We start from the raw sequence: 24207 nt of genomic DNA on the forward strand, positions 1-24207 counted from the left end.
GCCTGGTCCAGGCGGCCGGTCCGGGCCGCCGGAACCGAGGGGTTCCGGGACGGCCGCTCCTCCGGGGACCGCTTCTCCGGGGACGCCTCGGCACCCTTGTCGGCGCCCGTGGCCTCCTCGGAGGACCCCTTACCGGCGCCCTTGGCCCCCTCGGCGGACCCCGCCGACCGCTGCCTGGCTTGCTCGGCTCCGTCGGCCGACCTCGCCGACCCCGTCTCCGCGCCTTCGGCTCCCTCGGCAGACCCCGTACCGGCGCCCCTGGCCCCCTCGGCCGGCCCCTGGCCGGCTCGCTCGGCATCGTCCGGGGCCGGGGGTGTGTGCTTGCGGTCCGCCGGCTCTCCGGGCCCTTCAGCCGGCAGCGGATTGCCTGGCGCCCCGCCCTTGTCCTGCTGCTGCGGCTGCGGCTCGTCGCTCATCTCGTGCACGGACTCCTGTTTCGCGTCGTACGTTTCCCGTACGCCTCGTACGCCTTCTGCGCCCCCTGTTTGAAGACTCTCGCACCTGGCGTTCCGTTCCCGGATTCCGGCACGCTTCGGCCACGAAAATGCGTGGCCGGGTGCCGGGCCTCCGGACTAGGCTCCTGCGCTTCGGTGTCGAGCTGTCCAGGGAGGTCGACTGACGTGGGCGCGGGACGGTTGTACGTGGCCGTCGCGGCGGGGGGATTCAGACGGTACGCGACGTATCGGGCGGCGACTGCGGCAGGGGTCTTCACCAACACGGTCTTCGGGCTGATCCTCGTGTACACCTACCTGGCGCTGTGGGACGAGAAGCCGCACCTCGGAGGCTATGACCAGGCGCAGGCTGTCACCTTCGTATGGCTGGGGCAGGCGCTGTACGCGACGCTGGCGATCCAGGGGGGCGGTTTCGAGACCGAGTTCATGGAACGCATCCGTACGGGTGAGGTCGCGATCGATCTCTACCGGCCGGCCGACCTGCAACTGTGGTGGCTGGCGAACGACTTGGGCCGGGCGCTGTTCCAGCTGCTGGGGCGTGGAGTGATTCCGTTCACCTTCGGGGCGCTCTGCTTCCCCACCGCGCTCCCGGCCGACCCGGGGACGTGGCTGGCCTTCCTGGTGACCGTCGTCCTCGCGATGATCGTCAGCTTCGGGATCCGCTACCTGGTGGCGCTTACGGGGTTCTGGCTGATGGACGGCACGGGGGCGCTGCAGGCGCTGATGGTCACCGGCATCTTCTGTTCGGGGATGACCCTGCCGCTGAACGCCTTCCCCGGGGCGCTCGGCGAGGTCGTACGGGCGCTGCCCTGGGCGGCGCAGGTCCAGGTGCCGGCGGATGTGCTGATGGGGACGGCCGCCCCGTTGCCCGCCCTCGTCTTCCAGGCGGTGTGGGCGGTGGTGCTGCTGGGGGCCGGGCGGCTGGTGCAGACGGCGGCGGCGCGGAGGGTGGTGGTGCAGGGTGGGTGAGCGCAACGCCCTGGTCGAGGGGCTCCGCGCCTACCGGCTGATCTCCGGGATGTGGATCCGCTCCACGCTGACCTACCGGGTGTCCTTCGCGATGACCGCGTTCGGCGGTCTGGTGGTGACCGGCCTCGACTTCGTCGCGATCCTGCTGATGTTCTCGCGGGTGGACGCCCTCGGTGGCTGGTCGCTGCCCGAGGTGGCGTTCCTGTACGGCCTGTCGGCGAGCTCGTTCGGGATCGCGGACCTGGCGATCGGCTCGGCGGGCCGGCTGGGCACCCGGGTGCGTGACGGCACGCTCGACACCCTGCTGGTGCGGCCCGCGCCCGTGCTGGCGCAGGTGGCCGCCGACCGGTTCGCGCTGCGCCGGGTCGGCCGCGTCGCCCAGGGGGCGCTGGTGCTGGGGTACGCGCTGGTCGCGTCGGACATCGCCTGGACGCCGGTCAGGGTGCTGATGGTGCCGGGGATGCTGGTCTGCGGCGGGGTGATCTTCTCGGCGCTGTTCGTGGCGGGGGCGGCGTTCCAGTTCGTGGCGCAGGACGCGTCCGAGGTGCAGTCGGCGTTCACGTACGGCGGTCAGACGCTGTTGCAGTACCCGCCGACGGTGTTCGGCAAGGAGCTGGTGCGCGGGGTGACGTTCATGCTGCCGCTGGCCTTCGTCAACTGGGTGCCGGCGGCCTATGTGCTGGGGCGGCCCTATCCGCTGGGCGGTCTGCCCGAGTGGGCGGCCTTCGCGCCGCCGCTGGTGGCGGTGGTGTGCTGCGCGGCGGCGGGGCTGGCCTGGCGGGCGGGCCTTCGGTCCTATCGGAGTACAGGGAGTTAGCGGTGGAGACGTTCATCGAGGTGGACCGGGTCGAGAAGGTCTTCGACGTGCGCAGGAGGACCGGGTTCCTGAAGCGGGAGCGGCGACAGGTGCGGGCGGTGGACTCGATCTCGTTCACCGTGGCGCGCGGCGAGATGGTCGGCTACATCGGCCCGAACGGTGCCGGGAAGTCGACCACGATCAAGATGCTGACGGGCATCCTGACGCCGAGCGCCGGCCGGCTGCGGGTGGCGGGGATCGATCCGTCGCGGGAGCGGACGCGGCTGGCGCACCGGATAGGGGTGGTGTTCGGGCAGCGGACGACACTGTGGTGGGACCTGCCGCTGATCGACTCCTACCGGCTGGCGCATCTCATGTACCGGATCCCGTACGCCCGGTACCGGAAGAACCTGGACCGCTGCGTCGAACTGCTGGAGCTGGAAGACCTGTTGGATGTTCCGGTGCGGCAGCTTTCGCTGGGCCAGCGGATGCGCGGGGACATCGCGGCGGCGCTGCTGCACGATCCGGAGGTGCTGTACCTGGACGAGCCGACGATCGGTCTGGACGTCGTCTCGAAGGCCAAGGTGCGGGGTTTCCTGAAGGAGTTGAACGCGGAGCGCGGCACGACCGTGCTGCTGACGACGCACGATCTGCAGGACATCGAGCAGTTGTGCTCGCGGGTGATGGTGATCGACCACGGCCGGCTGATGTACGACGGTCCGCTCGCCGGGCTGCACGAGGCCGGGGAGGGTGAGCGGACGCTGGTGGTGGATCTGGAGCGGGAGTTGCCGCCGATCGAGGTGCCGCTGTGCCGGGTGGTGCGGGTGGAGGGGCCGCGGCAGTGGCTGGCGTTCCCGGCGGGGCAGTCGGCGGCGCCGCTGGTGGCGTCGATCGCGGCCGAGTATCCGCTGGTGGACCTGTCGGTGCGGGAGCCCGACATCGAGGCGGTCATTGCGAAGATGTACGCAGAGAAGGCGGTCTCGTAGGCTTCTGCCATGACTGACGACGCAGTCCCGGAACTCCGCGCATCCGACGCCGACCGTGAACGAATCACCGAGGTCCTGCGGGACGCCCTCGCCGAGGGGCGCCTGGACATGGAGGAGTTCGAGGAGCGCCTGGAGGCGACGTACAAGGCGCGTACGTACGCCGAGCTGACACCGATCACCCGTGACCTTCCGGCGGCCGGGAACGCGCCGTCCGCTCCGGTGTCCTTCACCAAGGAGCCGGAGCCGAGCGGGACTTGGGCGGGGCGAATCGTCGGCGGCGAGGGGTCGTCGACGGGGGCGGTCGCGGTCCTGTCCGGCTTCCAGCGCAAGGGGCACTGGACGGTGCCCAGGCGGTTCAGCTGCTTCGCCTTCTGGGGCGGCGGCGAGATCGACCTCAGGGAGGCGGACTTCGCCGACCGCGAGGTCGAGATCAACTGTGTGGCGATCATGGGCGGGGTGCAGGTGATCGTGCCGCCGGGCGTCGAGGTCGTCGTGCGCGGGATCGGTGTGATGGGCGGCTTCGAGCACCCCGGTGGTGACGCGCGGCCCGAGCCGGGTGCGCCGCGGGTGGTGATCAGCGGCTTCGCCTTCTGGGGCGGGGTGGGTGTGGAGCGCAAGGTCACCCGGGCCGAGCGGCAGCGGCTGAAGGAGCAGCGCCGTCAGGAGCGGCTGGAGCGCCGGGAGTCGCGGCACGAGCTGCACCAGGCCCGTCGCGAAGAGCGGGAGCACGAGCGGGAGCGGCGCAGGCACGGGGAGTACTGAGCCCTCCCCCGGCCGGGCCGCTCCCGACGCCGGCGGTTACGACGTGCAGACCTTGGTGAGTTCGCCCGCCGCGTCGGTTACGGGGCTGACGTCGGGGGTGCGGTCGCCGTTCTTGATGGACGTGCGGACGTTGTCGACGGCCTTGTCGAGGTCGTCGACCGCCGCGTTGACGTCGGCGTCGTCCGTCCTGTCGCCGATCTTCCTCAGGTTCTTCTGGATGGAGTCGAGGGCGGCGTCGGCCTGGGTGGGGTCGTTCGCCGCGTTCTCCACGGCCTGCTGGAGGTCGGTGACGCTGTCGGCGATGGAGTCGGCGGTCTGGACGCAGTCCAGTGCCTTGTTCACGGCGTCGCAGCCGGTGGTGAGGCCGGCGGTGAGCGCGGCGGTCGCCACGACGGCGGCGACAGCGGTGAGTCGGCGTCGGCTGACGGCCATGGTGATGTTCCCTCCCCTGGTGCGGCTGGCCGGGCGCACGGTGGTGGGCCGTGCGCCCGTACCCATAGGGACGCCGGGAAGGGTGTGTCAGTTGCCCTCGCGTGCCGGGATCTTTGGTGTGCGCTTTACTTTGCGAGGGTGGCGGCCAGTGCGGCCCGCTGGATCGTGGCCAGTTCGGTGCAGCCGGTGACGGCGAGGTCGAGCAGGGCGTTCAGTTCCTCGCGGGCGAAGGGCTCGGCCTCGGCGGTGCCCTGGACCTCGACGAAGCGGCCGTCGCCGGTGCAGACGACGTTCATGTCGGTCTCTGCGCGCACGTCCTCCTCGTAGCAGAGGTCGAGCAGGGGCACTCCGCCGACGATGCCGACGGAGACCGCGCTGACGGTGCCGGTGAGCGGCTGGCGGCCCGCCTTGATCAGCTTCCGGCCCTGGGCCCAGGCGACGGCGTCGGCGAGGGCGACGTAGGCGCCGGTGATGGCGGCGGTGCGGGTGCCGCCGTCTGCCTGGAGGACGTCGCAGTCGAGGACGATGGTGTTCTCGCCGAGCGCCTTGTAGTCGATGACGGCACGCAGGGAACGGCCGATGAGGCGGGAGATCTCGTGGGTGCGGCCGCCGATCTTGCCCTTGACGGACTCGCGGTCGCCGCGGGTGTTGGTGGCGCGGGGCAGCATGGCGTACTCCGCGGTGACCCAGCCCTCGCCGCTGCCCTTGCGCCAGCGCGGGACTCCTTCGGTCACGGAGGCGGTGCAGAACACCTTGGTGTCGCCGAAGGAGACGAGGACGGAGCCCTCGGCGTGCTTGCTCCAGCCGCGTTCGATGGTGACGGGGCGGAGCTGTTCGGGGGTTCGGCCGTCGATTCGAGACATGGCAATGAGCCTATCCGGAGTGTCGGAAGGGGCTCCTCCCGCGGCGGGAAGAGCCCCTTACCGGTGAACCGCTGGGCCACGGTCGGGGTGGCCGGGCGGGTTCACATCATGTCTTCGATCTCCGCGGCGATGGGGTCGGCGTCGGTGCCGATGACGACCTGGATGGCGGTTCCCATCTTGACGACGCCGTGGGCGCCGGCGGCCTTCAGGGCGGCTTCGTCGACCAGCGAGGGGTCGGACACCTCGGTGCGCAGCCGGGTGATGCAGCCCTCGATCTCCTCGATGTTGTCGATGCCGCCGAGGCCGGCGACGATCTTCTCAGCCTTGCTGGCCATGTTCCTTCTCCCTGATCCGAACCGCTTTGTCGCAGTAACCCACAGTTGGCCCATCTTCGCGAGCGGTCATGCCGTACGTGCCGAATGATGGCGATCACGGCAGCGGAACCGTCCGCCGACTGGTCTACACCACTGTGGGTACGGTCGCCAAACCGCGTCCGCATCCAGCGGTTCAGGGAGGACGCCGATGAGCGCGGAGAGCGCCGAGGCCACAGTCAGTCCGGCGCGGGAGCGGTGGAACCGGCTGTTCCAGGGCCTGCAGAAGATGGGGCGCAGTCTTCAGCTGCCGATCGCGGTCCTGCCGGCGGCGGGCATCCTCAACCGGCTGGGGCAGCCGGACGTGTTCGGGGACGACGGCCTGGGCTGGACGGACGTCTCCAAGGTGATGAAGGGGGCGGGCGGTGCCCTGCTCGACGGCTCGATCGGGCTTCCGCTGCTGTTCTGCGTGGGCGTCGCGATCGGCATGGCACGCAAGGCGGACGGCTCGACGGCTCTGGCGGCGGTGGCCGGCTTCCTCGTCTACTACGGCGTGCTGCACCAGTTCCCCGAGAAGTGCCCGGGGGGCTCGAAGACGATCCCGGACATCGGCTGCCAGGTGCAGGACGGCTCGGTGACGACGTTCACCTTCCAGAACCCGGGGGTGTTCGGTGGCATCGTCCTCGGCCTGCTGGCCGCCTTCTTCTGGGCCCGTTTCCACCGCACCCGGCTGGTGGACTGGCTCGGCTTCTTCAACGGCCGGCGACTCGTGCCGATCATCATGGCGTTCGTCGCCATCGGCTTCGCCGCCGTGTGCCTGTGGATCTGGCCGCCGATCGGCGACGCACTGGAGAGCTTCAGCCAGTGGTTGCGGAACGTGGGGTCCTGGGGCGCGGGCGTCTTCGGCGTCGCCAACCGGGCGCTGCTCGTCGTCGGCCTGCACCAGTTCCTGAACGTGCCCATCTGGTTCCAGTTCGGCACCTACACGCCGCCGGGCGGGAGGCCCGTGCACGGCGACATCAACATGTTCCTGGCGGGCGACCCGGACGCGGGCCAGTTCACCTCGGGCTTCTTCCCGATCATGATGTTCGCGCTGCCGGCCGCGGCGCTGGCCATGACGCACTGCGCCAAGCCGCACCGCCGCAAGGAGGTCGGCGGCCTGATGCTGTCGGTGGCGCTGACGTCGTTCGTGACCGGCATCACCGAGCCGATCGAGTACTCGTTCATGTTCATCGCGCCGCTGCTGTACGTGGTCCACGCGCTGCTGACAGGGGTGTCGATGGCGGTGACCTGGGGGCTCGGGGTGCACGACGGCTTCAGCTTCTCGGCGGGTCTGATCGACTACGTCATCAACTGGAACCTGGCGACGAGACCGTGGGCGATCATCCCGATCGGCCTGTGCTTCGCGGCCGTCTACTACGTCATCTTCCGCTTCGCGATCACCAGGTTCGACCTGAGGACCCCGGGCCGCGAGCGGGAGGAGGACGTCGAGGACGTCACCAAGGTCTGACCCGCCGTCGATTCCACCCCTCGGGCCACCGGCTCCGGGGGCCTTCGGCATGCCCCCGAAGCCGGCCCGCGAAGCGCTCCCGGCCTGCACTGCGCGTAACGCCGCGGTAGCGGATTCACGGGTTCCTTATACCGCCTTCATCGTGCTACAACAGGTCTACACCACTGAGTGGTGTAGACCAGAGACGCTGCCGTCCCCTTCCATGGTTCCCGGGCGGCGCCTTGCCCACTGGAGGAACTTGTGACCACGGTCAGCGCCGCTCCCGCGGCCGAGAAGAAGAAGGGCCCCGGGGTGATGGCTGTGCTGCAGCGCATCGGCCGCAGCCTGATGCTGCCGGTGGCCGTGCTGCCCGCCGCCGCCCTCCTGGTGCGCCTCGGCAACGCGGACATGCTGGGGCGCCCCTCCTTCCCCGCGTTCCTGACGAAGATCGCCTCGTTCATGGCGGCCGGCGGCAACGCGATCCTCGACAACATGGCGCTGCTGTTCGCGGTGGGCATCGCGATCGGCTTCGCGAAGAAGTCGGACGGCTCGACGGCGCTCGCCGGGGTCGTCGGCTACCTGGTCTTCAAGAACGTACTCGGTACGTTCACCGACAAGAACCTGCCCAAGGTCGCGACGGCCGTCGACGGCAAGGTCGTCATGGTCGACGCCCCGGCAGACGCCAAGGTTCTCGGCGGTGTGGTGATGGGCCTCGCCGTCGCTCTGATCTACCAGCGGTTCTACCGCACCAAGCTGCCGGACTGGGCCGGCTTCTTCGGCGGCCGCCGGCTGGTGCCGATCCTGTCGGCGCTCGCGGGCCTGGTCATCGGCATCGTCTTCGGCTACATCTGGCCGGTCCTCGGCGCCGGTCTGCACAACTTCGGTGAGTGGCTGGTGGGTTCGGGCGCCCTCGGCGCGGGCATCTTCGGGGTCGCCAACCGCGCGCTGATCCCGATCGGCATGCACCACCTGCTGAACTCCTTCCCCTGGCTGCAGGCGGGCGACTACCACGGCAAGAGCGGCGACATCGCGCGCTTCCTGGCCGGAGACCCGACCGCGGGCCAGTTCATGACCGGCTTCTTCCCGATCATGATGTTCGGTCTCCCGGCCGCCTGCCTCGCCATCGTGCACTGCGCCCGCCCGGAGCGCCGCAAGGTCGTCGGCGGCATGATGTTCTCGCTCGCGCTGACGTCCTTCGTCACCGGCGTCACCGAGCCCATCGAGTTCACCTTCATGTTCATCGCGCCGGTCCTGTACGCCATCCACGCGGTCCTCACCGGCATCTCCATGGCACTGACCTGGTCGCTGGGCATGCGGGACGGCTTCGGGTTCTCGGCCGGCGCGATCGACTGGTTCCTGAACCTGGGCATCGCGAGCAACCCGTGGGGCCTGGCGCTGGTGGGCCTGTGCTTCGGCGCCGTCTACTACGCGGTCTTCCGCTTCGCCATCATCAAGTTCAACCTCCCGACGCCGGGCCGCGAGTCCGACGAGGAACTGGCGGAACTGCAGAAGGCCGAGGCCAAGTAGGCCCGCCCGAAAGCTCACCCAGCACCGAATTCCCCGGCCGTGTCGCGGCCGGGGAATTCGGCGTACCCGCGAACTGAATTCCGTAAAAAGCCTCTTTCCTGGAGGGGACGCCGCTCCGGGCGCGCCCGGCTACCGGTCCGAGCGGATCGTGGACTCCTGGAGCCTGCTGTGCGAGCTGGCCCTGCGGCTCGGCGACGCCGACGCCCTGCGGACGTACACGGCCCTGCTCATGGAGGCGGGACGGGCCGTCGAGGCCACGTACTACCGCACGCTCCTGGAATCGAGCCGGCTCCTCGGACGGCTGTCCGTCCTCGTCGACCGGATCGACGCCGTCGCGGCGGAGGAGGAACCGTCGAACCGTCATCTCATGGCCCGCCTCTTCGAACTGCAGTCGACACTGGCGCTGGCCGGCGGTCATTACGAGACGGTCCTGCCCGCATACCGGAAGGTGGTCGCACGTGGCGCCGGACAGGGTGTGCTGGACGACTTCGGGATGCTCGGCCGGGTGTTGGGCGAACTGGAGGACGGGCCCGGCGTCGGCTGATCTCCCGGCGGCCGGAAGGTACCCGGAACCGGTTCGGTTCCGGGCCCTTCACAGCTGAGGCTAGATCTCGTAGACGGCCCGCGGAGCGGCCAGTTCCACCGGGCCGGTGAAGGCCTCGCGGGCGTCCGCCAGATTGACCTGCGGGTCGGTCCACGGCGGGATGTGGGTGAGGACCAGGCGGCGGGCGGCCGCGCGGGCCGCCGTCTCGCCGGCCTCGCGGCCGTTGAGGTGCAGGTCGGGGATGTTCTCCTTGCCGTGCGTGAACGCGGCCTCGCACAGGAGCAGGTCGGTGTCCCGGGCCAGCTCGTCCAGCGCCTGGCTCACCCCCGTGTCACCGGAGTACGTCAGGGACTTCCCGCCGTGCTCGATGCGGATGGCATACGCCTCCACGGGATGGCGGACCCGCTCGGTGTGCACCGCGAACGGGCCGATCTCGAACGTGGACGGCTTGACCGTGTGGAAGTCGAAGACCTCGCTCATGGAGGAGGCGGAGGGGGTGTCGGCGTACGCCGTGGTCAGCCGGTGTTCGGTGCCCTCCGGGCCGTAGACCGGGATGGGACCGCAGCGGCCGCCGTCGTGGCGGTAGTAGCGCGCGACGAAGTACCCGAGCATGTCGATGCAGTGATCGGCGTGCAGGTGACTCAGGAAGATCGCGTCGAGGTCGTAGAGACCGCAGTGGCGCTGCAGCTCGCCCAGGGCGCCGTTGCCCATGTCGAGAAGCAGCCTGAAGCCGTCGGCCTCGACGAGGTAGCTCGAGCAGGCCGAATCCACGGACGGAAACGACCCCGAGCAGCCGACGACGGTGAGCTTCATGAAGCAGAAACCTCCGTTGGCGGGGCACCGTGGGGCGGGGACCGGAAGGGGTCGGGGCAGCGGACAGACAGGGGTCGTGCGGTTTGTCGAGCGTAAGGCGCAAAAGGGCGGGTCGCTCCTCCGCCAGGGGCCGTTGTGGGCGAACTCACCTGTGCTGTCACCGGTTCGGCTGGACTGGGGGCGCTGAAGCTCACGGGAGGGCGCGCGCTGCTCGGCGCACGCCGGTAACGTCGTGCGTATGGACACGTCCTGGTGGCTGGCGCTCGCGGCGGTGGTACTGCTCGCGCTGGTCGCCACGCTCGTCGACGGCTGGGGGCGCGGCCACCGGGCCGGCCGGCGGCTGCGGCCGCCGGGGCGTCCCGGCGCCCGGGCCCGGCGGCTGACGGCACGTCCGCATCCCGGGGACATCTGGTGGGCGAACGTGCCCTACGAGGAGCGCGCCGAGGTCAAGGACCGGCCCTGCCTGGTACTGGCCGTGCGAGGCAACCGGGCCACGGTCGCGAAGATCACCAGCAAGTACCACGACGAGCGCGCCGGGGTGATCCCGCTGCCGCCCGGCTCGGTCGGCGACGCCCACGGCCGGCCCAGCTTCCTGCAGACCGACGAGCTGCGTGAGGTGCCGTTCGGCGATTTCCGGCGCCGGGTCGGCGTGGTCGACCCCGTCCTGTGGGATCAGGTACGGCACCTGGCGGGTTAGCCGTCGATCGTCTGCTCAGTCGTAGCTGGTCGCGCAGTTCGCCGCGCCCCGTCGGGGCGCTGCCTCACCGCACCTTCACGGTGACCGTCCACTCCTGGATGCCCTTGCAGGAGACCTGACCGGGAGCCGTGGGCTCGGCGCACAGCGGACGCGAGGACGTCAGCTTCGCGGTTCCGGGCGCCGCCGCCTGGTAGGCCGCCGTGGCGTCACCCGGCTGGATGACGAAGCCGGAGTTGATCGCCTTCAGGACGGTGCCGCTCACCTGGACCGGCTTCCAGGGGCGGGCCTTGGTGCCGTCCAGGGTGAGCCGCAGTTCGCCGCCCTTGGCCAGGCAGAGGGCGCGGCCGTCGTCGGCGGCGGTCAGTTCCGCGTGGGTGACGCAGCCGCCGCCGGAGGAGGGGGCGGATGCCGACGGTGACACCCTGCCGCTGCCGCTGCCGCCTCCTTTGTCCCCGCCGCTCTGGGAGCCGCAGGCCGCGAGGAGCAGCGCTGCCGCCACGATGGCGATGGGCGTCGTACGGCGCATGGGGGGACCGCCTTTCTGCCGTGGCCGGACGACCGGCCGCCTGGTGCAGATGTGACGTACCACCGGCGCGGTCGGATCCCACACGGACGGATCCGCACAGGCGAATCCCGCACGCGGGAAGACGCTTCCGCGTGCGGGACCGGGTGCCGTACGGATCAGCTGGTCGTCACGGCGGTGTCGTCGACGACGAAGCTGGTCTGGAGGGAGGAGTCCTCCGCTCCGCTGAACTTCAGGGTGACCGTCTGACCCGCGAACGAGGACAGGTCGAAGGTCTTCTGCGCGTACCCCGAGGCGGCGTTGACGTTCGAGTACGTCGCCAGCGTGGTCGAACCGGCGGTGACCGTCAGCTTGTCGTACGCGGTGCTGCCGGTCTCGGCGGTGTCGATGTGCAGGTAGAAGGTGAAGCTGGCCTTGCAGCCGGCCGGGACGGTCACCGACTGGGACAGCGTGTCGGTGTGCGAGGAGCCGTAACCGTCGAGCCAGGCCTTGTAGGAGCCGCCGTGGGCCGCCTCACCGCTGTCGGTGGTGATGACACCGCTGCTGGCGGTCCAGGTGGTGTTGCCCGACTCGAAGCCGGGGTTGCCGAGCAGCTGGGACGAGGTGCAGGTGCCGCCGCCGGAGCCGACCGTCCAGGTGAAGGAGGTGGAGCCGGAGGCGCCGGTGGAGTCGGTCGCGGTGACCGTGACCTGGTAGGTGCCCGCGGTGGACGCCGTGCCGCTGATCAGGCCGGAGCTGTTGATCGACAGGCCGGTCGGCAGGCCGGAGGCGCTGTAGGTCAGGGCCGCGCCCGCGCTGTCGGTGGCGTGGATCTGCAGGCTGACCGAGCCGCCGGTGGTCGTGGACTGGCTGCCGGGGTTGATGACGGTCACCGTGTTGCCGCCGGTGGTGCCGGCGGTGAAGGCGGTGGTGCCGTTCGGGGTGCCCCAGCCGGTCGGGCCGTCGTAGCCGGTGCGCGCGGTGCAGAAGTACGAGGTGGAACAGGAGCCGTTGCTGCCGCTGGTCACGTCGTACAGGTTGCTGGTGTGGGTGTAGGGGTACTTCGCCGGGTAGTCGCCGGAGCCGGGGGTGCCGGCGAGGGCGTACACACCGGCGATGATCGGCGCGGAGGCGCTGGTGCCGCCGTAGACCGCCCAGCCGGAGCCGCCGTAGGTGTCGTAGACGGCCACGCCGGTGGCCGGGTCGGCGACCGCGGAGACGTCGGCCTCCATGCGCTTGGAGCAGCCGGCGTCGGTCTGCCAGCTCGGCTTCGGGTCGTACGCCGAGCAGCCGGAGCCGGTGCCCTCGGTGGAGCTGGTGTGCCACACCGACTCGCTCCAGCCGCGGGAGTTGGAGGCGGTGCTGAGCGCGGTGCCGCCGACGGCGGTCACGTACTGGGAGGTCGCCGGGTACTCGGCGCCGTAGGCGGAGTCGCCGGAGGAGACGGTGATGGCGACGCCCGGGTGCTTGAAGTACTGGGTGTCCTCGCCGGTCTGCGCGGACGACTCGTCGCCGCCCCAGCTGTTGGAGACGAACTTGGCGCCGAGCGAGACGGCCTCGTTCTCGGCGATGCCGAGGTCGGTGTCGTTCGCGGAGTTGGCCTCGACCAGGACGATGTTGCAGTTCGGGCAGACCGCGCTGACCATGTCGAGGTCCAGCGCCTCCTCGCCGGCCCATCCGGTGTCGTTGGTGGGCAGCGAGGTGGTCGAACCGGTCTGGCTGACCTGCTTGAAGCAGCCGTTGGCCTTGGTGCAGGCGGACAGGCCGTAGGTGGAGCGGTAAGTGGCCAGGTCCGACTCGGCGTTGGGGTCGTTGTAGGCGTCGACCACCGCGACCGTCAGGCCGCTGCCTCCGGTGGAGGGCAGGTTGTAGGCGCTGTGCAGGTTGGCCGGGGAGAGGCCTGAGGGCGCGGCGGCGGCGAGCGCCGAGGCGAGCCGCTGCTTGATGTCGGTGCGCCGCTGGGCGAAGCAGGACGCGTGGCCCGGCTCGGCGGTGGCGCACAGGTGGGTGGTGGGGACCTTCTGGCCGGCCTTGCCGGTGGAGTGGAAGGTCTGCCGCTGGGGGGCGGTCAGCGCCTTGGCGTTCTGGGCGGCCCGCGAGGTGTGGGGAGCGGGTGCGGCGGCCTGGGCCCCGGCCGCCGGCGCCGCGGCCAGTCCGGCGACGGTGAGGGCGAGGGCGGGAAGGGCGATGGACAGAAGTCTTCGCAGACTCCGTCTCCGGCCGCTCGGGCGCGACTCACGCATGGGTACTGCCTCCATGGGGAAGTGGGGTTTCTCGCACTGGTCGGGCAGGCCCGTGACGCGCGTAGCGGCGGCAGAACCGCGCAGTCATGAGCATGACACTCACACACCCCGTCGAATGTTCGTGACATGACAGGGTGTGTGCGGGAGGAACGTAGCCCCGGGGCGAGGAGACCCGGCAGTACCGGAGGGAATTCTTTGCCCCTCCATAGGATGAGGTTGGCCCCCTCATAGGAGGGGGCTGGCCTGCGCTTGATCCGGGCTGTGCTCGAGACGAGCCGGGCTTGGTCCGGCTAGGCCCAGAGCTGGCCATGCAGCGTCTCGATGGCCTCCTCGGTGGTGGCCGCCGTGTAGACGCCGGTGGAGAGGTACTTCCAGCCGCCGTCGGCCACGATGAAGACGATGTCCGCGCGCTCGCCCGCCTTGACCGCCTTCTTGCCGACGCCGATCGCCGCGTGCAACGCGGCACCGGTCGAGACGCCCGCGAAGATGCCCTCCTGCTGGAGGAGTTCCCGGGTGCGGGTGACCGCGTCGGCGGAGCCGACCGAGAAGCGGGTGGTGAGGACGGAGGCGTCGTACAGCTCCGGTACGAAGCCCTCGTCGAGGTTGCGCAGGCCGTACACCAGGTCGTCGTAGCGCGGTTCGGCGGCGACGATCTTCACGTCCGGCTTGTGCTCGCGCAGGTAGCGGCCGACGCCCATGAGGGTGCCGGTGGTGCCGAGGCCCGCGACGAAGTGGGTGACGGAGGGGAGGTCCGCGAGGATCTCCGGGCCCGTCGTCGCGTAGTGGGCGCCCGCGTTGTCCGGGTTGCCGTACTGGTAGAGCATCACCCAGTCGGGGTGCTCGGCGGCCAGTTCCTTGGCCACGCGTACGGCGGTGTTCGAGCCGCCCGCGGCCGGGGAGGAGATGATCTCGGCGCCCCACATGCCGAGCAGGTCCCGGCGCTCCTGCGAGGTGTTCTCGGGCATCACGCAGACCATGCGGTAGCCCTTGAGCTTGGCGGCCATCGCGAGGGAGATGCCGGTGTTGCCCGAGGTGGGTTCGAGGATCGTGCACCCGGGGGTCAGGCGGCCGTCCTTCTCCGCCTGCTCGATCATGTGCAGGGCCGGGCGGTCCTTGACCGAGCCGGTCGGGTTGCGGTCCTCCAGCTTGGCCCAGATCCGGACCTCAGGGGACGGCGAGAGCCGCGGCAGGCGCACCAGAGGGGTGTTGCCCACCGCGGCCAGCGGGGAGTCGTAGCGCATCGCTGCTCAGCGACCGATCAGGCCATGCCGCCGGCGACGGCCGGCAGGATCGTCACGGTGTCGCCGTCGGACAGCTTGGTGCCGATGCCGTCGACGAAGCGGACGTCCTCGTCGTTCAGGTACACGTTGACGAAGCGGCGCAGCTGGCCGTTGTCCACGATGCGGGCCTGGATGCCCGCGTGCCGCGTCTCGAGGTCGGCGAAGAGGTCGGCGAGGGTCTCACCGCTGGCCTCCACCGCCTTCTGACCGTCGGTGTACTGGCGGAGGATGGTGGGGATGCGGACCTCGATGGCCATGGTTGCGGGCTCCTGTCGGAAAGGGTTCGTCGGTTCGGTGTGCGCACGGCGGCGCGAAGCGGCGCGCCGCGGCTCACGGCCGTACGGCGGCGGGGGAACGTCAACAGATGGCGCTGTTCAGCCTGCACAGGTCGACGTGCAGCCGCGCCACGAGCAGGATGCCCGGCGCCTTCTCGCTCACGTCGTTCAGAACCATGGGCTCATCGTATCGATTCCCGGTCCGGGTCCTGGAATGTGATCCCACATGACGGACGGATTCCAACCAAGGGCTGAGATCAGTACGCCTCCACGACCTTGACCTCCTCCTCCGTGACCTCGCCCTCGAGGATCCGGAAGGAGCGGAACTGGAACTCGCCGAGGCCGTCGGCGTCCGCGGTGGAGACCAGGACGTAGTGCGCGCCCGGCTCGTTGGCGTAGCCGATGTCGGTGCGGGAGGGGTAGGCCTCGGTCGCGGTGTGGGAGTGGTAGATGATCACCGGCTCCTCGTCGCGGTCGTCCATCTCGCGGTAGAGCTTGAGCAGGTCCTGCGAGTCGAACTCGTAGAACGTGGGCGAGCGGGCCGCGTTCAGCATCGGGATGAAGCGCTCGGGGCGGCCGGCGCCCACCGGGCCGGCGACCACGCCGCACGCCTCGTCGGGGTGGTCCTCGCGCGCGTGGGCGACGATCTGGTCGTACAGGGCCTGGGTGATGGTCAGCATGGGGGTCAGGATAAGCAGAGGGGCCGTCCCGTACCGAGGTGTGGTACGGGACGGCCCACATGATGGACGTCCTGAGCGGCGGCCGCCGAGAGCGCCACGAGTGCTCTCGGTGGCCGGACGTCCTGGGAGGGGTCTTGCGCGGTGGTCAGCCCACCTTCTCCAGCTCCGGCTCGTGGCGCTCGGTGACCTGCGGGTTGCGGGCCTTCAGGACCGCCCAGCCGACGCCGAGGGCAGCGGCCCAGCCGGCCATCACGTAGAGGCAGACGCGGGAGTCGGCGTCGTACGCGATCAGACCGGTGACGAAGAGCAGGAACACGATGGCGATCCAGCTGCACACCGCGCCGCCCGGCGCCGGGAAGGAGGAGGCCGGCAGCCGGCCCGCGACGACCGCGCGGCGGTACAGGACGTGGCTGATCAGGATCATCAGCCAGGTCCAGATGCCGGCCGCGGTGGCGACGGAGGTGACGTAGCCGAACGCCTTCTCCGGAACGATGTAGTTGAGGACCACGCCGATGGCCATGAAGGCGACGGAGACCGTGATGCCGAGCGCCGGGGTCTTCGACGTCGACAGCCGGCTGAACGCCTTCGGGGCCTCGCCGTTGTCGGCCAGGGTGCGCAGCATGCGGCCCGTGGAGTACATGCCGGAGTTGCAGGAGGACAGGGCCGCGGTCAGCACGACGAAGTTGACGATGCCCGCGCCGGCCGGGATGCCGATCACCGCGAACGCCTTCACGAAGGGGCTGACGCCCGCCGCGAACTCGGTCCACTTCACCACGCACAGGATGACGGTGAGGGCACCGACGTAGAACAGCGCGATGCGCCAGGGCAGGGTGTTGATCGCCTTCGGGAGGGTCTTCTCCGGGTTCTCGGACTCGCCGGCGGTGACGCCGACCAGCTCGACCGCGAGGTAGGCGAACATGACGCCCTGCAGGGTCATCAGGGACGAGCCGATGCCCTTGGGGAAGAAGCCGTCGAACTGCCAGAGGTTGGCCACGTGGGCCGTGTCGCCGGCGGCGCTGAAGCCGAAGGTCAGCACGCCCAGACCGATCACGATCATGCCGATCAGCGCGGTGACCTTGACCATCGAGAACCAGAACTCGATCTCACCGAAGAGCTTCACCGAGATCAGGTTGGCCACGAACAGGACGACCAGGAAGACCAGCGCGGTCACCCACTGCGGGACGGCCGGGAACCAGTAGTTCACGTAGATGGCGGCGGCCGTCAGCTCGGCCATGCCGGTGACCACCCACATCAGCCAGTACGTCCAGCCGGTGAAGTAGCCGAAGAACGGGCCGAGGAACTCGCGGGAGTACTCGGCGAAGGATCCCGAGACCGGGCGATAGAGCAGCAGCTCGCCCAGGGCCCGCATGATGAAGAAGACGATCGCGCCCGCGAGGGCGTACATCAGGATGAGGCTGGGGCCGGCCTTGGCGATGTTGGCCCCGGCTCCCAGGAACAGGCCGACGCCGATGGCGCCGCCGATCGCGATCATCTGGACCTGACGGCTGCCGAGCCCGCGCTCGTACCCCTCCTCAGGGGCGTTGGTGACCTTCTCAGAGGTCATGTGTGGTGCGCCTTTCTCCATGCCGACCCGGGCCTTTCGTCGGCCTCGGATCGGGTTTCGATCCCCCCGGATGGATGGAGCTGGGCGGGTTTCGCGAGCCCGCCCGTGCCTGGCCGGCGGTCGCCGGCTCGGTGGCGCACCCGGCCGGACATGGGTGGTGTTCGGCCGGGCGGTCGTGAAGATTTATCACGGCCGCAATATTGATCACAGAGGGGCGTTGTGGCGCATCACACAGGGAAAAGTGGACAAAGTGCGCCCAAAAGCGGCAAACATGGCCGCAACGGTGACGGGATCGTTATCCGGATTTGAGCGTCCTCTGAGCGAACACCGAAGGGTGACAAGTCAGGGCATAAGGGTGGTCACGAGCGTTTCCTGGAGGCCACCCAGCCACAGATAGGCCAGCACCATGGGCTTGCGCGGGTCCTCGTCCGGGAGCCGGTAGAGCAGGTCGGTGTCGTCCTCGTCGGTGATCTCCAGCCGGGCGCCGATCGCCAGCCGCAGATCGTTGAGGGCGCCGAGCCAGCGCCTCGACTCCTCCGGGGAGAGCTTGAGGACCGCACCGCCCTCGTCCACCGGGGCCAGCGCGTCCAGGGTGCGGATCACCGCGAGGGCGTTGTCCCGCTTGCCGGCCCTGAGGTCGTTCTCGGTGTAGCGGCGGAACTCGGCCGAGTGGGCCTGCCGCTCCTCGGCCTCGGCCGTCGAGCCGGCCTCCTGCTCCGGGTCGCTGTAGGCGTCCGGGAAGAGCCTTCTGAGGACCGGGTCGCTGGGCGGCTCGCTCGGGCCCTCGGCGAAGAGCTCGGCCAGCGGGTCGCCCGGGGCGTCCGCTCCGGGGCCGGGCCCGATGAGCTCCAGGAGCTGGACGGCCAGCGACCTGATGATGGAGATCTCGACGTCGTCGAGCGCGACGGCGGCGCCGCCACCGGGAATCGGTTCGAAATGTCCGGGCATCTGAGAGGTTCGCTACTTCCGGTCCTGCTGGAGGGTGGCCCACAGACCGTAGCCGTGCATCGCCTGCACGTCGCGTTCCATCTCCTCGCGACTGCCGCTGGAGACGACGGCCCGGCCCTTGTGGTGGACGTCGAGCATGAGCTTGGTGGCCTTGTCCTTGGTGTAGCCGAAGTACGACTGGAAGACGTACGTCACATAGCTCATGAGGTTGACCGGGTCGTTGTGGACGATCGTGATCCAGGGGACGTCGGGTTCGGGTACGGCGAAGACCTCCTCCGCCGACTCGGTGCGTTCGATCTCTACGGGCGCGGGTGACGTCACACAGCCCATGCTGCCACGCACGCCACAAATCGTCACACTGACGAAATGGGGGTACGATGCATTGCCATGAACACAGCGGACCTTGGGCTGCCGGTGAACGTTCCCTCGACGGCGCTCTTCACGGACCAGTACGAGCTGACGATGCTGCAGGCCGCCCTGCGGGCCGGTACGGCAGAGCGGCGCAGCGTGTTCGAGGTCTTCACCCGCAGGCTGCCGGACGGGCGCCGCTACGGCGTGGTGGCCGGCACCGGACGGGTCCTGGACGCGGTGGAGAACTTCCGCTTCGACGAGGGCGTGCTCGGCTTCCTGCGGGAGCGGGGGATCGTCGACGAGGAGACCCTGAAGTGGCTCGCCGGCTACCGCTTCAGCGGTGACGTCTGGGGCTATCCCGAGGGCGAGGTGTACTTCCCCGGCTCGCCGATCATGCGGGTCGAGGGCACCTTCGCCGAGTGCGTGCTCCTGGAGACCGTGATCCTGTCCATCCTCAACCACGACTCGGCGATCGCGGCCGCCGCCTCCCGGATGGCCTCCGCCGCCGGTGACCGGCCGCTGATCGAGATGGGTGCCCGGCGCACCCACGAGCTGTCCGCCGTGGCCGCCGCGCGGGCCGCCTACGTCGGCGGCTTCGCGACCACCTCCGACCTCGCGGCCGGCTTCCGGTACGGCATCCCGACCGTCGGCACCTCCGCGCACGCCTTCACCCTGCTGCACGACCGGGAGCGGGACGCCTTCCAGGCGCAGGTGGACTCCCTGGGCAGGGGCACGACCCTGCTGGTGGACACCTACGACGTCGCCGAGGCGGTCCGCACGGCGGTGGAGGTGGCCGGTCCCGAGCTGGGCGCGGTGCGCATCGACTCCGGCGACCTGCTGCTCGTCGCGCACCGGGTGCGGCACCAGCTGGACGAGCTGGGGGCGACCGGTACGAAGATCGTCGTGACCTCGGATCTGGACGAGTACGCCATCGCCTCCCTGGCGGCGGCGCCCGTGGACGCGTACGGCGTCGGCACGCAGCTGGTGACCGGCTCGGGCCACCCGACCGCCTCCATGGTCTACAAGCTGGTCGCGCGCGCCGAGACCACCGACCCGAAGGCACCCCTGGTGCCGGTCGCGAAGAAGTCCACCGGGGGCAAGACCTCGATCGGCGGGCGCAAGTGGGCGGCCCGGCGGCTGGACGAGGAGCGGGTGGCCGAGGCCGAGGTCGTCGGCACCGGGCCGGTGCCGGCCGAGCTGGCCGACCGGCAGCTGCTGGTGCAGCTGGTCAAGGGCGGCGAGGTCGTGACGCGCGAGCCGCTCGACGTGCCCCGCGAGCGGCACATCGCCGCGCGGGCCAATCTGCCGCTGTCCGCCATCCAGCTCTCCCGGGGGGAACCCGTCCTTCCGACGGAGTACCTCCCGGGGCGCTCGGGTAGCTAAAGCGCGACCGCCGTCCGCGCCCGCCGACGCCCCCTCCCGCAGGGGCGCCAAAGTCTCTAGGCTCAGTTACTTAACCCACAGTCGAAGGACACCCAGCATGCGCCGCGCCTTGATCGTCGTAGACGTGCAGAACGACTTCTGCGAGGGGGGCAGCCTCGCGGTCGCCGGTGGTGCCGACGTGGCCGCCGCCATCACCGAGCTGATCGGCCAGGCGGGGGGCACCGGATACCGCCATGTGGTCGCCACCCGTGACCACCACATCGCGCCCGGTGGGCACTTCGCGGACAACCCCGACTTCGTCCGCTCCTGGCCCGCGCACTGCGTGGCGGGCACGGAGGGGGTGGGCTTCCACCCGAACTTCGCACCGGCCGTCGCGTCCGGGGCGGTGGACGCGGTGTTCGACAAGGGGGCGTACTCGGCGGCGTACAGCGGCTTCGAGGGCACCGACGAGAACGGGGACTCCCTGGCCGAGTGGCTGCGCGCCCGCCACATCGACGAGGTCGACGTGGTCGGCATAGCGACGGACCACTGCGTACGCGCCACCGCGCTGGACGCGGCGAGGGAGGGCTTCCGCGCCCAGGTCCTGCTGGACCTCACGGCGGGCGTCGCCCCCGAGACCACGGAACGGGCGCTGGAGGAGCTGCGCCAGGCCGGGGTGGAACTCACGGGCAAGCCGGTCGTCAGCGGGTAGGACCGCTTCCGCGAAGGCGCCGGGTGACGGACGGCGCCGGGCAGCCGGCTCGGGCGCGCGGGGAACCGCGCGGTCGGCCGGCAGGCCGGTCGACCGGGTCCCCGCGCACCCGCCGCCCGTCCCGGCTCAGCCCTGCACCACCGCCGAGCTGCGCAGCAACGCCCGGATGGGGTGCCACAGCTCGACCGAGACGACACCGTTGTCAGGTGCCGTCCGCCATATGAGGCCATCGGGATGATGAAGGACCGCCGTGATCTCGTCCGGGGTCGGCGGGGCCGCGTTGCCCCGCAGGTAGATCGCCCGCAGGCCCAGGTTGCGCAGGCGCGTCAGCGCGCGGGCGCGGTTCTGGGCGTGGACCAGTACGCGCACCCCGTCGGCGCCGCCGGCCGGGCTGGGCAGATTCAGTGCCACCACCACCGTGCCGTTCGGCAGCTTGCAGAAGCCTCCTGCGGCCATGCGGTCACATCCCCGTTTCGGTCGGTGTCAATAAGCGAGCCACAGGACGCACCTAAACACGATCGGCGGCGACCCGCCAGGGGGTCACCGCCGATACGCTTCTGACCTGCGGAAATATCCGCTACTTCACCGCCGGGCCGACTTCCAGCTCGATCGTCGAGCCATCCTTGGCCTGCTTGATGATCTTGATCTTGGTGTTGGTGTCAGTGATCTTGACACCACCGGTCGGGTTCGACACGTCGTAGTAGGTGCTGGTGCGGTCGTTGAAGACCGACACCCCCTTCTGCGACTTGATCTTGGTCGCCTTGTCCGCCTTGTGCAGCGTGAAGCCGTCCGTGGCGTCCAGGCTGAACGGCGAGTCGTAGGCCTGGATGCGGTTGCGCAGCAGCGTGCCGTCGGACCACTTCAGCGCCTTCGGGTGCGCGTCGATCGGCAGGATCAGACCGGTGCCCGGGTGGCCGTTGGTGGAGTTGGTGTTGTTGTCCGCCTGGGAGGTGTCCCACTTCCAGATCAACAGGCCGTTCTGGTACGGGTAGTGCTCCACCCAGTCCGGACGGCTCGCGAAACCGAAGTTGTACGGGCCGACCTTCAGGGTCTTGTCGTACGAGACGTACTGGCGGTTCTCGGCGATGTAGTACTGCTTGTAGTCCTTGGTGAAGGACGCGCCGATGCGGGAGAAGCCGGTGGCGGTCCAAGCGGCGTCCGCGCTCTCGGCGTTGTCGGAGAAGAGCGGGGTACCGTCCGCGGTCACCGTGATCTCGTCGGCCGCGAAGCCCTTCAGGGCCACACCGCCGTCGCTCTGGTAGCGGAAGCGCAGGTCGATCTTCTTGCCCGCGTAGGCGTCCAGCGAGTACGACAGCTTCTTGTAGCCGTCGACCGTGCCGGTCAGGGCCGGCTTGCCGGAGCCGTCGCGCGGGATGGCCTGGCCGTCCACCGTGCCGTCGAGCGCGGTCCAGTTGGCGCCGCCGTCGGTCGACACCTCGGTGTAGAGGTAGTCGTAGCCGTTCTCGATGTCGTACCAGCCGTCGAGGTTGAGCGCGGCCGACGACTTGCCGGTGAGGTCCACCGAACGGGTCAGCGTGTTCTTGAGGTTGTCACCGCTGCCGCTCCACCACTGGGTCGCGCCCTGCGCCGGGGTGACGATCTCGGTCTTGACGGCCTTGTCCGGCAGGGAGACGACCAGCGCCTGACGGTACTTGGTGTTGTACTCGGCGAGGCCCAGCTTGTGCCAGGAGGAGACGCCGGCCTTGCCGGAGTCGTAGTTCAGCCAGCCCAGCTGCAGCTTGTCCCAGGCGTTCATGTCGCCGGGCAGGTCGCCGATGGACTCCTTGCCGGTGCCCAGCCAGGAGCCGGAGGACATCAGGGTCCAGAAGCCGGTGGAGTTGTCGCCGCCGGCGGTGTCGTACTCGTCCGGCAGACCGAGGTCGTGGCCGTACTCGTGGGCGAAGACACCGAGGCCGCCGTTCTCCGGCTGGATGGTGTAGTCGCCGACCCAGACACCGGTGTCGCCGACCTGCGCGCCGCCGAGCTTGTTCTCCGAGGGGCCGGTGGCGCCGGCGTCGGTGCCGAAGGCGTACCAGCGGTGGGCCCAGATCGCGTCCGTACCCTGCGCGCCGCCGCCCGCGGACTCGTCCTCACCGGCGTGCACGATCTGGAAGTGGTCGACGTAGCCGTCGGGCTCGTTGAAGTTGCCGTCGCCGTCGTAGTCGTAGCGGTCCCACTGGTCGTACTTGGCCAGGTCCGCCTTGATGTCGGCGTCGGTCTTGCCGGCCGCCTTCTGCTTGGCGACCCAGGCGTTCAGACCGTCGCTGACGACGTTCCACACGCTCGGGCAGTTGGTGGAGCCGCAGGCGTTGTTGCCGTACCGGGCCTCGTTGTAGGGGACCTTGACCCAGTCCGTGACCTCACCGTCGACCGAGTAGCGGCCCGAGGACTGCTTCTCGTAGTACTTCTTCAGCGACTCGGTCTTCTTGCCGGTGCCGAAGTAGAGGTCCTGGTAGTGCTTCTGGTTGTAGTCCTTCTGCCAGGCCGTCGAGTTGTCCTTCTTGCGGTCCGGCGCGGCGATCGTGTTGTGCTGCGGGCCCGCGGTGCCACCGTACTTGGGGTCCGTCTGGTCCCCGAACTCCACCAGGATGGTGAAGATCTTGTCGGTCTTCTCGCGGCTCAGCTCGACGTACTTGCTGTCGCCCTTCTTGCTCTTGAGCTGGACGACCTTCGAGCCGTTGCGCTCCTTGGCCTTGGCCTTGCCCGATATGAGCTGGTTCAGGGCCTCCTGACGCTGTGCCCGCTGGGTCTTGCTCAACGGGCCGTCGAGGTCGTGCGCCTGCTGCTTCACCGGGGCCGGGTCGTGCCGGTTCACGGCGGCCGACCGGGCGGTGGTGCTCGCCTCCGCGACGGCGAAGGTCGCGAACGAGGCGGAAGCCGCGGCGAGGGCCACACCGATCGCTGCGGCTCTGAACGTCCAGGGTCTACTGGTCACTTGATGAGTTCCTCCCCCGCGCCGCGCGCACGGACAGGGGGTCCTGGTCTCGGAAGGATCCGCGCGCGCACGTTCAACGCGTGTAATCAAGTGACGACATTTGACTAGAGGTTTAGAAGAAAAGACAGACCTTGACTTGAGCAGGACAAGTGCACTATGCGGAGCTGCCGTTCGCTTTACGAACGTCCGCGCGAGCAGGCCAACGGGCGCGTGCGCCCGTCCACTTGCCGGACGCCATGACTCCGTGCGCCCCCTGTGCACCGGCACCGTGGGTTAGGTCACGCTTACCGGGCGTCCCGTTCGGGCATGCACGCGAATAGAGTCGAAACGGCACCCCCCGACCTCCAGCTTCCGAGGACACGATTGCCATGCCTCGTCCGACTGCCGCACAGATCGCCTACGGTTCGTGCACCGTGATCTTCTCGACGCTCGCCATGCTGCTGCTGTCCCGGACGAGTTCGGGCCTCGGGGTCGCTGTCATCGCCTTCGCGGCGCTCACCCTGGGGTTGCTGGTGGCCATGACGGTGCCACTGCCGAGGTCCCGCACGGCCCAGACGGAGACCGAGGCCGCGCCCGAGGAGGAGCGCGTGCCTACGGCGATCTGACCCGCGTACGCGAGAGCGGGGGGGGGGGGGGCGGCGGGAGGGAGACACTCTCCCGCCCGGATACCCCCCCATTCTCCCCGTTTTCCCTCCCCCCCTCCTTTGCTCCCCT

The 24207-nt window shown here is 69.8% G+C and carries 26 protein-coding genes; 11 read left to right on the top strand and 15 right to left on the bottom strand.

The genetic code is table 11. The features are described from left to right. Positions 1-620 precede the first annotated feature (620 nt). The 4 genes from AC07CM_RS08835 to AC07CM_RS08850 are packed head-to-tail and all read left to right on the top strand — an operon-like array spanning position 621 to position 3965. Positions 621-1421: an ABC transporter permease gene (locus AC07CM_RS08835; RefSeq protein WP_478875630.1), complete on the top strand. Its 801-nt coding sequence runs from the start codon at positions 621-623 to the stop codon at positions 1419-1421. Further along, positions 1414-2238 carry an ABC transporter permease gene (locus AC07CM_RS08840; protein WP_478875631.1) on the top strand — a complete coding sequence of 275 codons (825 nt, stop codon included), beginning with the start codon at positions 1414-1416 and terminating at the stop codon, positions 2236-2238. Before AC07CM_RS08835 ends, AC07CM_RS08840 begins: the two co-directional genes overlap by 8 nt. Before the next feature lie 2 nt (positions 2239-2240). Continuing rightward, positions 2241-3203, top strand: a complete 963-nt coding sequence (locus AC07CM_RS08845; RefSeq protein ID WP_478875632.1) for an ABC transporter ATP-binding protein — start codon at positions 2241-2243, stop codon at positions 3201-3203. Positions 3204-3212: 9 nt separating this feature from the next. After that, the gene (locus AC07CM_RS08850) at positions 3213-3965 is read left to right on the top strand and encodes a DUF1707 SHOCT-like domain-containing protein (RefSeq protein ID WP_478875633.1); all 753 of its coding nucleotides are present in this window, start codon (positions 3213-3215) and stop codon (positions 3963-3965) included. A gap of 36 nt (positions 3966-4001) precedes the next feature. Here the strand turns inward: AC07CM_RS08850 and AC07CM_RS08855 are convergent, their stop codons facing one another. From AC07CM_RS08855 to AC07CM_RS08865, 3 genes are all read right to left on the bottom strand, one after another. Further along, positions 4002-4397: a hypothetical protein gene (locus tag AC07CM_RS08855; protein WP_478875634.1), complete on the bottom strand. Its 396-nt coding sequence runs from the start codon at positions 4395-4397 to the stop codon at positions 4002-4004. A gap of 125 nt (positions 4398-4522) precedes the next feature. Beyond that, positions 4523-5260, bottom strand: coding sequence for a ribonuclease PH (gene rph / locus AC07CM_RS08860; RefSeq protein ID WP_478875635.1), 738 nt, complete (start codon positions 5258-5260; stop codon positions 4523-4525). Positions 5261-5361: 101 nt separating this feature from the next. Continuing rightward, entirely contained in the window at positions 5362-5595 is a 234-nt protein-coding gene (locus tag AC07CM_RS08865; protein WP_030782705.1) for a PTS sugar transporter subunit IIB, read from the bottom strand. A 187-nt stretch (positions 5596-5782) separates the two neighbouring features. Between AC07CM_RS08865 and AC07CM_RS08870 the strand changes: the two genes are divergently transcribed. The 3 genes from AC07CM_RS08870 (at position 5783) to AC07CM_RS08880 (ending at position 9131) form a co-directional block, all read left to right on the top strand. Next, on the top strand, positions 5783-7081 hold the full coding sequence (locus AC07CM_RS08870) for a PTS transporter subunit EIIC (RefSeq protein ID WP_478875636.1): 1299 nt from the start codon (positions 5783-5785) through the stop codon (positions 7079-7081). Positions 7082-7321: 240 nt separating this feature from the next. Further along, positions 7322-8587 carry a PTS transporter subunit EIIC gene (locus tag AC07CM_RS08875; RefSeq protein WP_478875637.1) on the top strand — a complete coding sequence of 422 codons (1266 nt, stop codon included), beginning with the start codon at positions 7322-7324 and terminating at the stop codon, positions 8585-8587. Positions 8588-8735: 148 nt separating this feature from the next. Beyond that, complete coding sequence (locus tag AC07CM_RS08880; RefSeq protein WP_478875638.1) at positions 8736-9131, top strand: hypothetical protein; 396 nt, start codon at positions 8736-8738, stop codon at positions 9129-9131. Between the two features lie 60 nt (positions 9132-9191). Here AC07CM_RS08880 and AC07CM_RS08885 read toward each other — a convergent pair whose 3' ends face one another. Continuing rightward, a complete protein-coding gene (locus tag AC07CM_RS08885) occupies positions 9192-9944 on the bottom strand; it encodes an MBL fold metallo-hydrolase (protein ID WP_478875639.1) in 753 nt (250 codons plus the stop codon). A gap of 238 nt (positions 9945-10182) precedes the next feature. Between AC07CM_RS08885 and AC07CM_RS08890 the strand changes: the two genes are divergently transcribed. Then, the gene (locus AC07CM_RS08890; protein ID WP_478875640.1) at positions 10183-10641 is read left to right on the top strand and encodes a type II toxin-antitoxin system PemK/MazF family toxin; all 459 of its coding nucleotides are present in this window, start codon (positions 10183-10185) and stop codon (positions 10639-10641) included. A 64-nt stretch (positions 10642-10705) separates the two neighbouring features. Here AC07CM_RS08890 and AC07CM_RS08895 read toward each other — a convergent pair whose 3' ends face one another. The 9 genes from AC07CM_RS08895 to clpS all read right to left on the bottom strand — a co-directional run bounded on the left by AC07CM_RS08895 (position 10706) and on the right by clpS (position 18463). After that, entirely contained in the window at positions 10706-11167 is a 462-nt protein-coding gene (locus AC07CM_RS08895; RefSeq protein WP_478875641.1) for a hypothetical protein, read from the bottom strand. A 155-nt stretch (positions 11168-11322) separates the two neighbouring features. Further along, on the bottom strand, positions 11323-13386 hold the full coding sequence (locus AC07CM_RS08900; protein WP_478875642.1) for a putative Ig domain-containing protein: 2064 nt from the start codon (positions 13384-13386) through the stop codon (positions 11323-11325). Positions 13387-13676: 290 nt separating this feature from the next. Further along, positions 13677-14627, bottom strand: a complete 951-nt coding sequence (locus AC07CM_RS08905; protein ID WP_478875643.1) for a PLP-dependent cysteine synthase family protein — start codon at positions 14625-14627, stop codon at positions 13677-13679. Between the two features lie 17 nt (positions 14628-14644). Then, positions 14645-14923, bottom strand: coding sequence for a MoaD/ThiS family protein (locus AC07CM_RS08910; RefSeq protein WP_478875644.1), 279 nt, complete (start codon positions 14921-14923; stop codon positions 14645-14647). Positions 14924-15023: 100 nt separating this feature from the next. Continuing rightward, complete coding sequence (locus AC07CM_RS08915; RefSeq protein ID WP_356021866.1) at positions 15024-15119, bottom strand: putative leader peptide; 96 nt, start codon at positions 15117-15119, stop codon at positions 15024-15026. Positions 15120-15198: 79 nt separating this feature from the next. Next, on the bottom strand, positions 15199-15621 hold the full coding sequence (locus tag AC07CM_RS08920) for a M67 family metallopeptidase (protein ID WP_478875645.1): 423 nt from the start codon (positions 15619-15621) through the stop codon (positions 15199-15201). A gap of 145 nt (positions 15622-15766) precedes the next feature. Beyond that, positions 15767-17185, bottom strand: coding sequence for an amino acid permease (locus AC07CM_RS08925; RefSeq protein ID WP_478875646.1), 1419 nt, complete (start codon positions 17183-17185; stop codon positions 15767-15769). Between the two features lie 342 nt (positions 17186-17527). Next, complete coding sequence (locus tag AC07CM_RS08930) at positions 17528-18133, bottom strand: DUF2017 domain-containing protein (protein WP_478875647.1); 606 nt, start codon at positions 18131-18133, stop codon at positions 17528-17530. A 12-nt stretch (positions 18134-18145) separates the two neighbouring features. Next, entirely contained in the window at positions 18146-18463 is a 318-nt protein-coding gene (clpS, locus tag AC07CM_RS08935; protein ID WP_478875752.1) for an ATP-dependent Clp protease adapter ClpS, read from the bottom strand. Between the two features lie 57 nt (positions 18464-18520). Between clpS and AC07CM_RS08940 the strand changes: the two genes are divergently transcribed. Both AC07CM_RS08940 and AC07CM_RS08945 read left to right on the top strand, forming a co-directional pair. Then, positions 18521-19867 carry a nicotinate phosphoribosyltransferase gene (locus AC07CM_RS08940; protein ID WP_478875648.1) on the top strand — a complete coding sequence of 449 codons (1347 nt, stop codon included), beginning with the start codon at positions 18521-18523 and terminating at the stop codon, positions 19865-19867. Positions 19868-19964: 97 nt separating this feature from the next. Beyond that, on the top strand, positions 19965-20558 hold the full coding sequence (locus AC07CM_RS08945; RefSeq protein ID WP_478875649.1) for an isochorismatase family protein: 594 nt from the start codon (positions 19965-19967) through the stop codon (positions 20556-20558). A 126-nt stretch (positions 20559-20684) separates the two neighbouring features. Here the strand turns inward: AC07CM_RS08945 and AC07CM_RS08950 are convergent, their stop codons facing one another. Together AC07CM_RS08950 and AC07CM_RS08955 are read right to left on the bottom strand one after the other, a co-directional pair. Further along, positions 20685-21014, bottom strand: a complete 330-nt coding sequence (locus tag AC07CM_RS08950; RefSeq protein ID WP_478875650.1) for a hypothetical protein — start codon at positions 21012-21014, stop codon at positions 20685-20687. Between the two features lie 121 nt (positions 21015-21135). Further along, entirely contained in the window at positions 21136-23493 is a 2358-nt protein-coding gene (locus AC07CM_RS08955; RefSeq protein ID WP_478875651.1) for an immune inhibitor A domain-containing protein, read from the bottom strand. A 368-nt stretch (positions 23494-23861) separates the two neighbouring features. On the opposite strand from AC07CM_RS08955, the gene AC07CM_RS08960 reads away from it, so the two are divergent. After that, complete coding sequence (locus AC07CM_RS08960; protein ID WP_478875652.1) at positions 23862-24098, top strand: hypothetical protein; 237 nt, start codon at positions 23862-23864, stop codon at positions 24096-24098. Positions 24099-24207: the final 109 nt, after the last annotated feature.

This window comes from Streptomyces sp. NPDC044061, from assembly GCF_056434305.1.

What these genes read in the sequence shown, in the direction of transcription:
- AC07CM_RS08960 (WP_478875652.1), top strand. Translation starts at nt 23,862, where the DNA reads ATGCCTCGTCCGACTGCCGCACAGATCGCCTACGGTTCGTGCACCGTG.
- AC07CM_RS08870 (WP_478875636.1), top strand. Translation starts at nt 5,783, where the DNA reads ATGAGCGCGGAGAGCGCCGAGGCCACAGTCAGTCCGGCGCGGGAGCGG.
- AC07CM_RS08885 (WP_478875639.1), bottom strand. Translation starts at nt 9,944, where the DNA reads ATGAAGCTCACCGTCGTCGGCTGCTCGGGGTCGTTTCCGTCCGTGGAT.
- AC07CM_RS08910 (WP_478875644.1), bottom strand. Translation starts at nt 14,923, where the DNA reads ATGGCCATCGAGGTCCGCATCCCCACCATCCTCCGCCAGTACACCGAC.
- AC07CM_RS08915 (WP_356021866.1), bottom strand. Translation starts at nt 15,119, where the DNA reads ATGGTTCTGAACGACGTGAGCGAGAAGGCGCCGGGCATCCTGCTCGTG.
- AC07CM_RS08925 (WP_478875646.1), bottom strand. Translation starts at nt 17,185, where the DNA reads ATGACCTCTGAGAAGGTCACCAACGCCCCTGAGGAGGGGTACGAGCGC.
- AC07CM_RS08895 (WP_478875641.1), bottom strand. Translation starts at nt 11,167, where the DNA reads ATGCGCCGTACGACGCCCATCGCCATCGTGGCGGCAGCGCTGCTCCTC.
- AC07CM_RS08945 (WP_478875649.1), top strand. Translation starts at nt 19,965, where the DNA reads ATGCGCCGCGCCTTGATCGTCGTAGACGTGCAGAACGACTTCTGCGAG.
- AC07CM_RS08900 (WP_478875642.1), bottom strand. Translation starts at nt 13,386, where the DNA reads ATGCGTGAGTCGCGCCCGAGCGGCCGGAGACGGAGTCTGCGAAGACTT.
- AC07CM_RS08890 (WP_478875640.1), top strand. Translation starts at nt 10,183, where the DNA reads ATGGACACGTCCTGGTGGCTGGCGCTCGCGGCGGTGGTACTGCTCGCG.
- AC07CM_RS08920 (WP_478875645.1), bottom strand. Translation starts at nt 15,621, where the DNA reads ATGCTGACCATCACCCAGGCCCTGTACGACCAGATCGTCGCCCACGCG.
- AC07CM_RS08905 (WP_478875643.1), bottom strand. Translation starts at nt 14,627, where the DNA reads ATGCGCTACGACTCCCCGCTGGCCGCGGTGGGCAACACCCCTCTGGTG.
- AC07CM_RS08850 (WP_478875633.1), top strand. Translation starts at nt 3,213, where the DNA reads ATGACTGACGACGCAGTCCCGGAACTCCGCGCATCCGACGCCGACCGT.
- clpS (WP_478875752.1), bottom strand. Translation starts at nt 18,463, where the DNA reads ATGGGCTGTGTGACGTCACCCGCGCCCGTAGAGATCGAACGCACCGAG.
- AC07CM_RS08865 (WP_030782705.1), bottom strand. Translation starts at nt 5,595, where the DNA reads ATGGCCAGCAAGGCTGAGAAGATCGTCGCCGGCCTCGGCGGCATCGAC.
- AC07CM_RS08940 (WP_478875648.1), top strand. Translation starts at nt 18,521, where the DNA reads ATGAACACAGCGGACCTTGGGCTGCCGGTGAACGTTCCCTCGACGGCG.
- AC07CM_RS08855 (WP_478875634.1), bottom strand. Translation starts at nt 4,397, where the DNA reads ATGGCCGTCAGCCGACGCCGACTCACCGCTGTCGCCGCCGTCGTGGCG.
- rph (WP_478875635.1), bottom strand. Translation starts at nt 5,260, where the DNA reads ATGTCTCGAATCGACGGCCGAACCCCCGAACAGCTCCGCCCCGTCACC.
- AC07CM_RS08930 (WP_478875647.1), bottom strand. Translation starts at nt 18,133, where the DNA reads ATGCCCGGACATTTCGAACCGATTCCCGGTGGCGGCGCCGCCGTCGCG.
- AC07CM_RS08950 (WP_478875650.1), bottom strand. Translation starts at nt 21,014, where the DNA reads ATGGCCGCAGGAGGCTTCTGCAAGCTGCCGAACGGCACGGTGGTGGTG.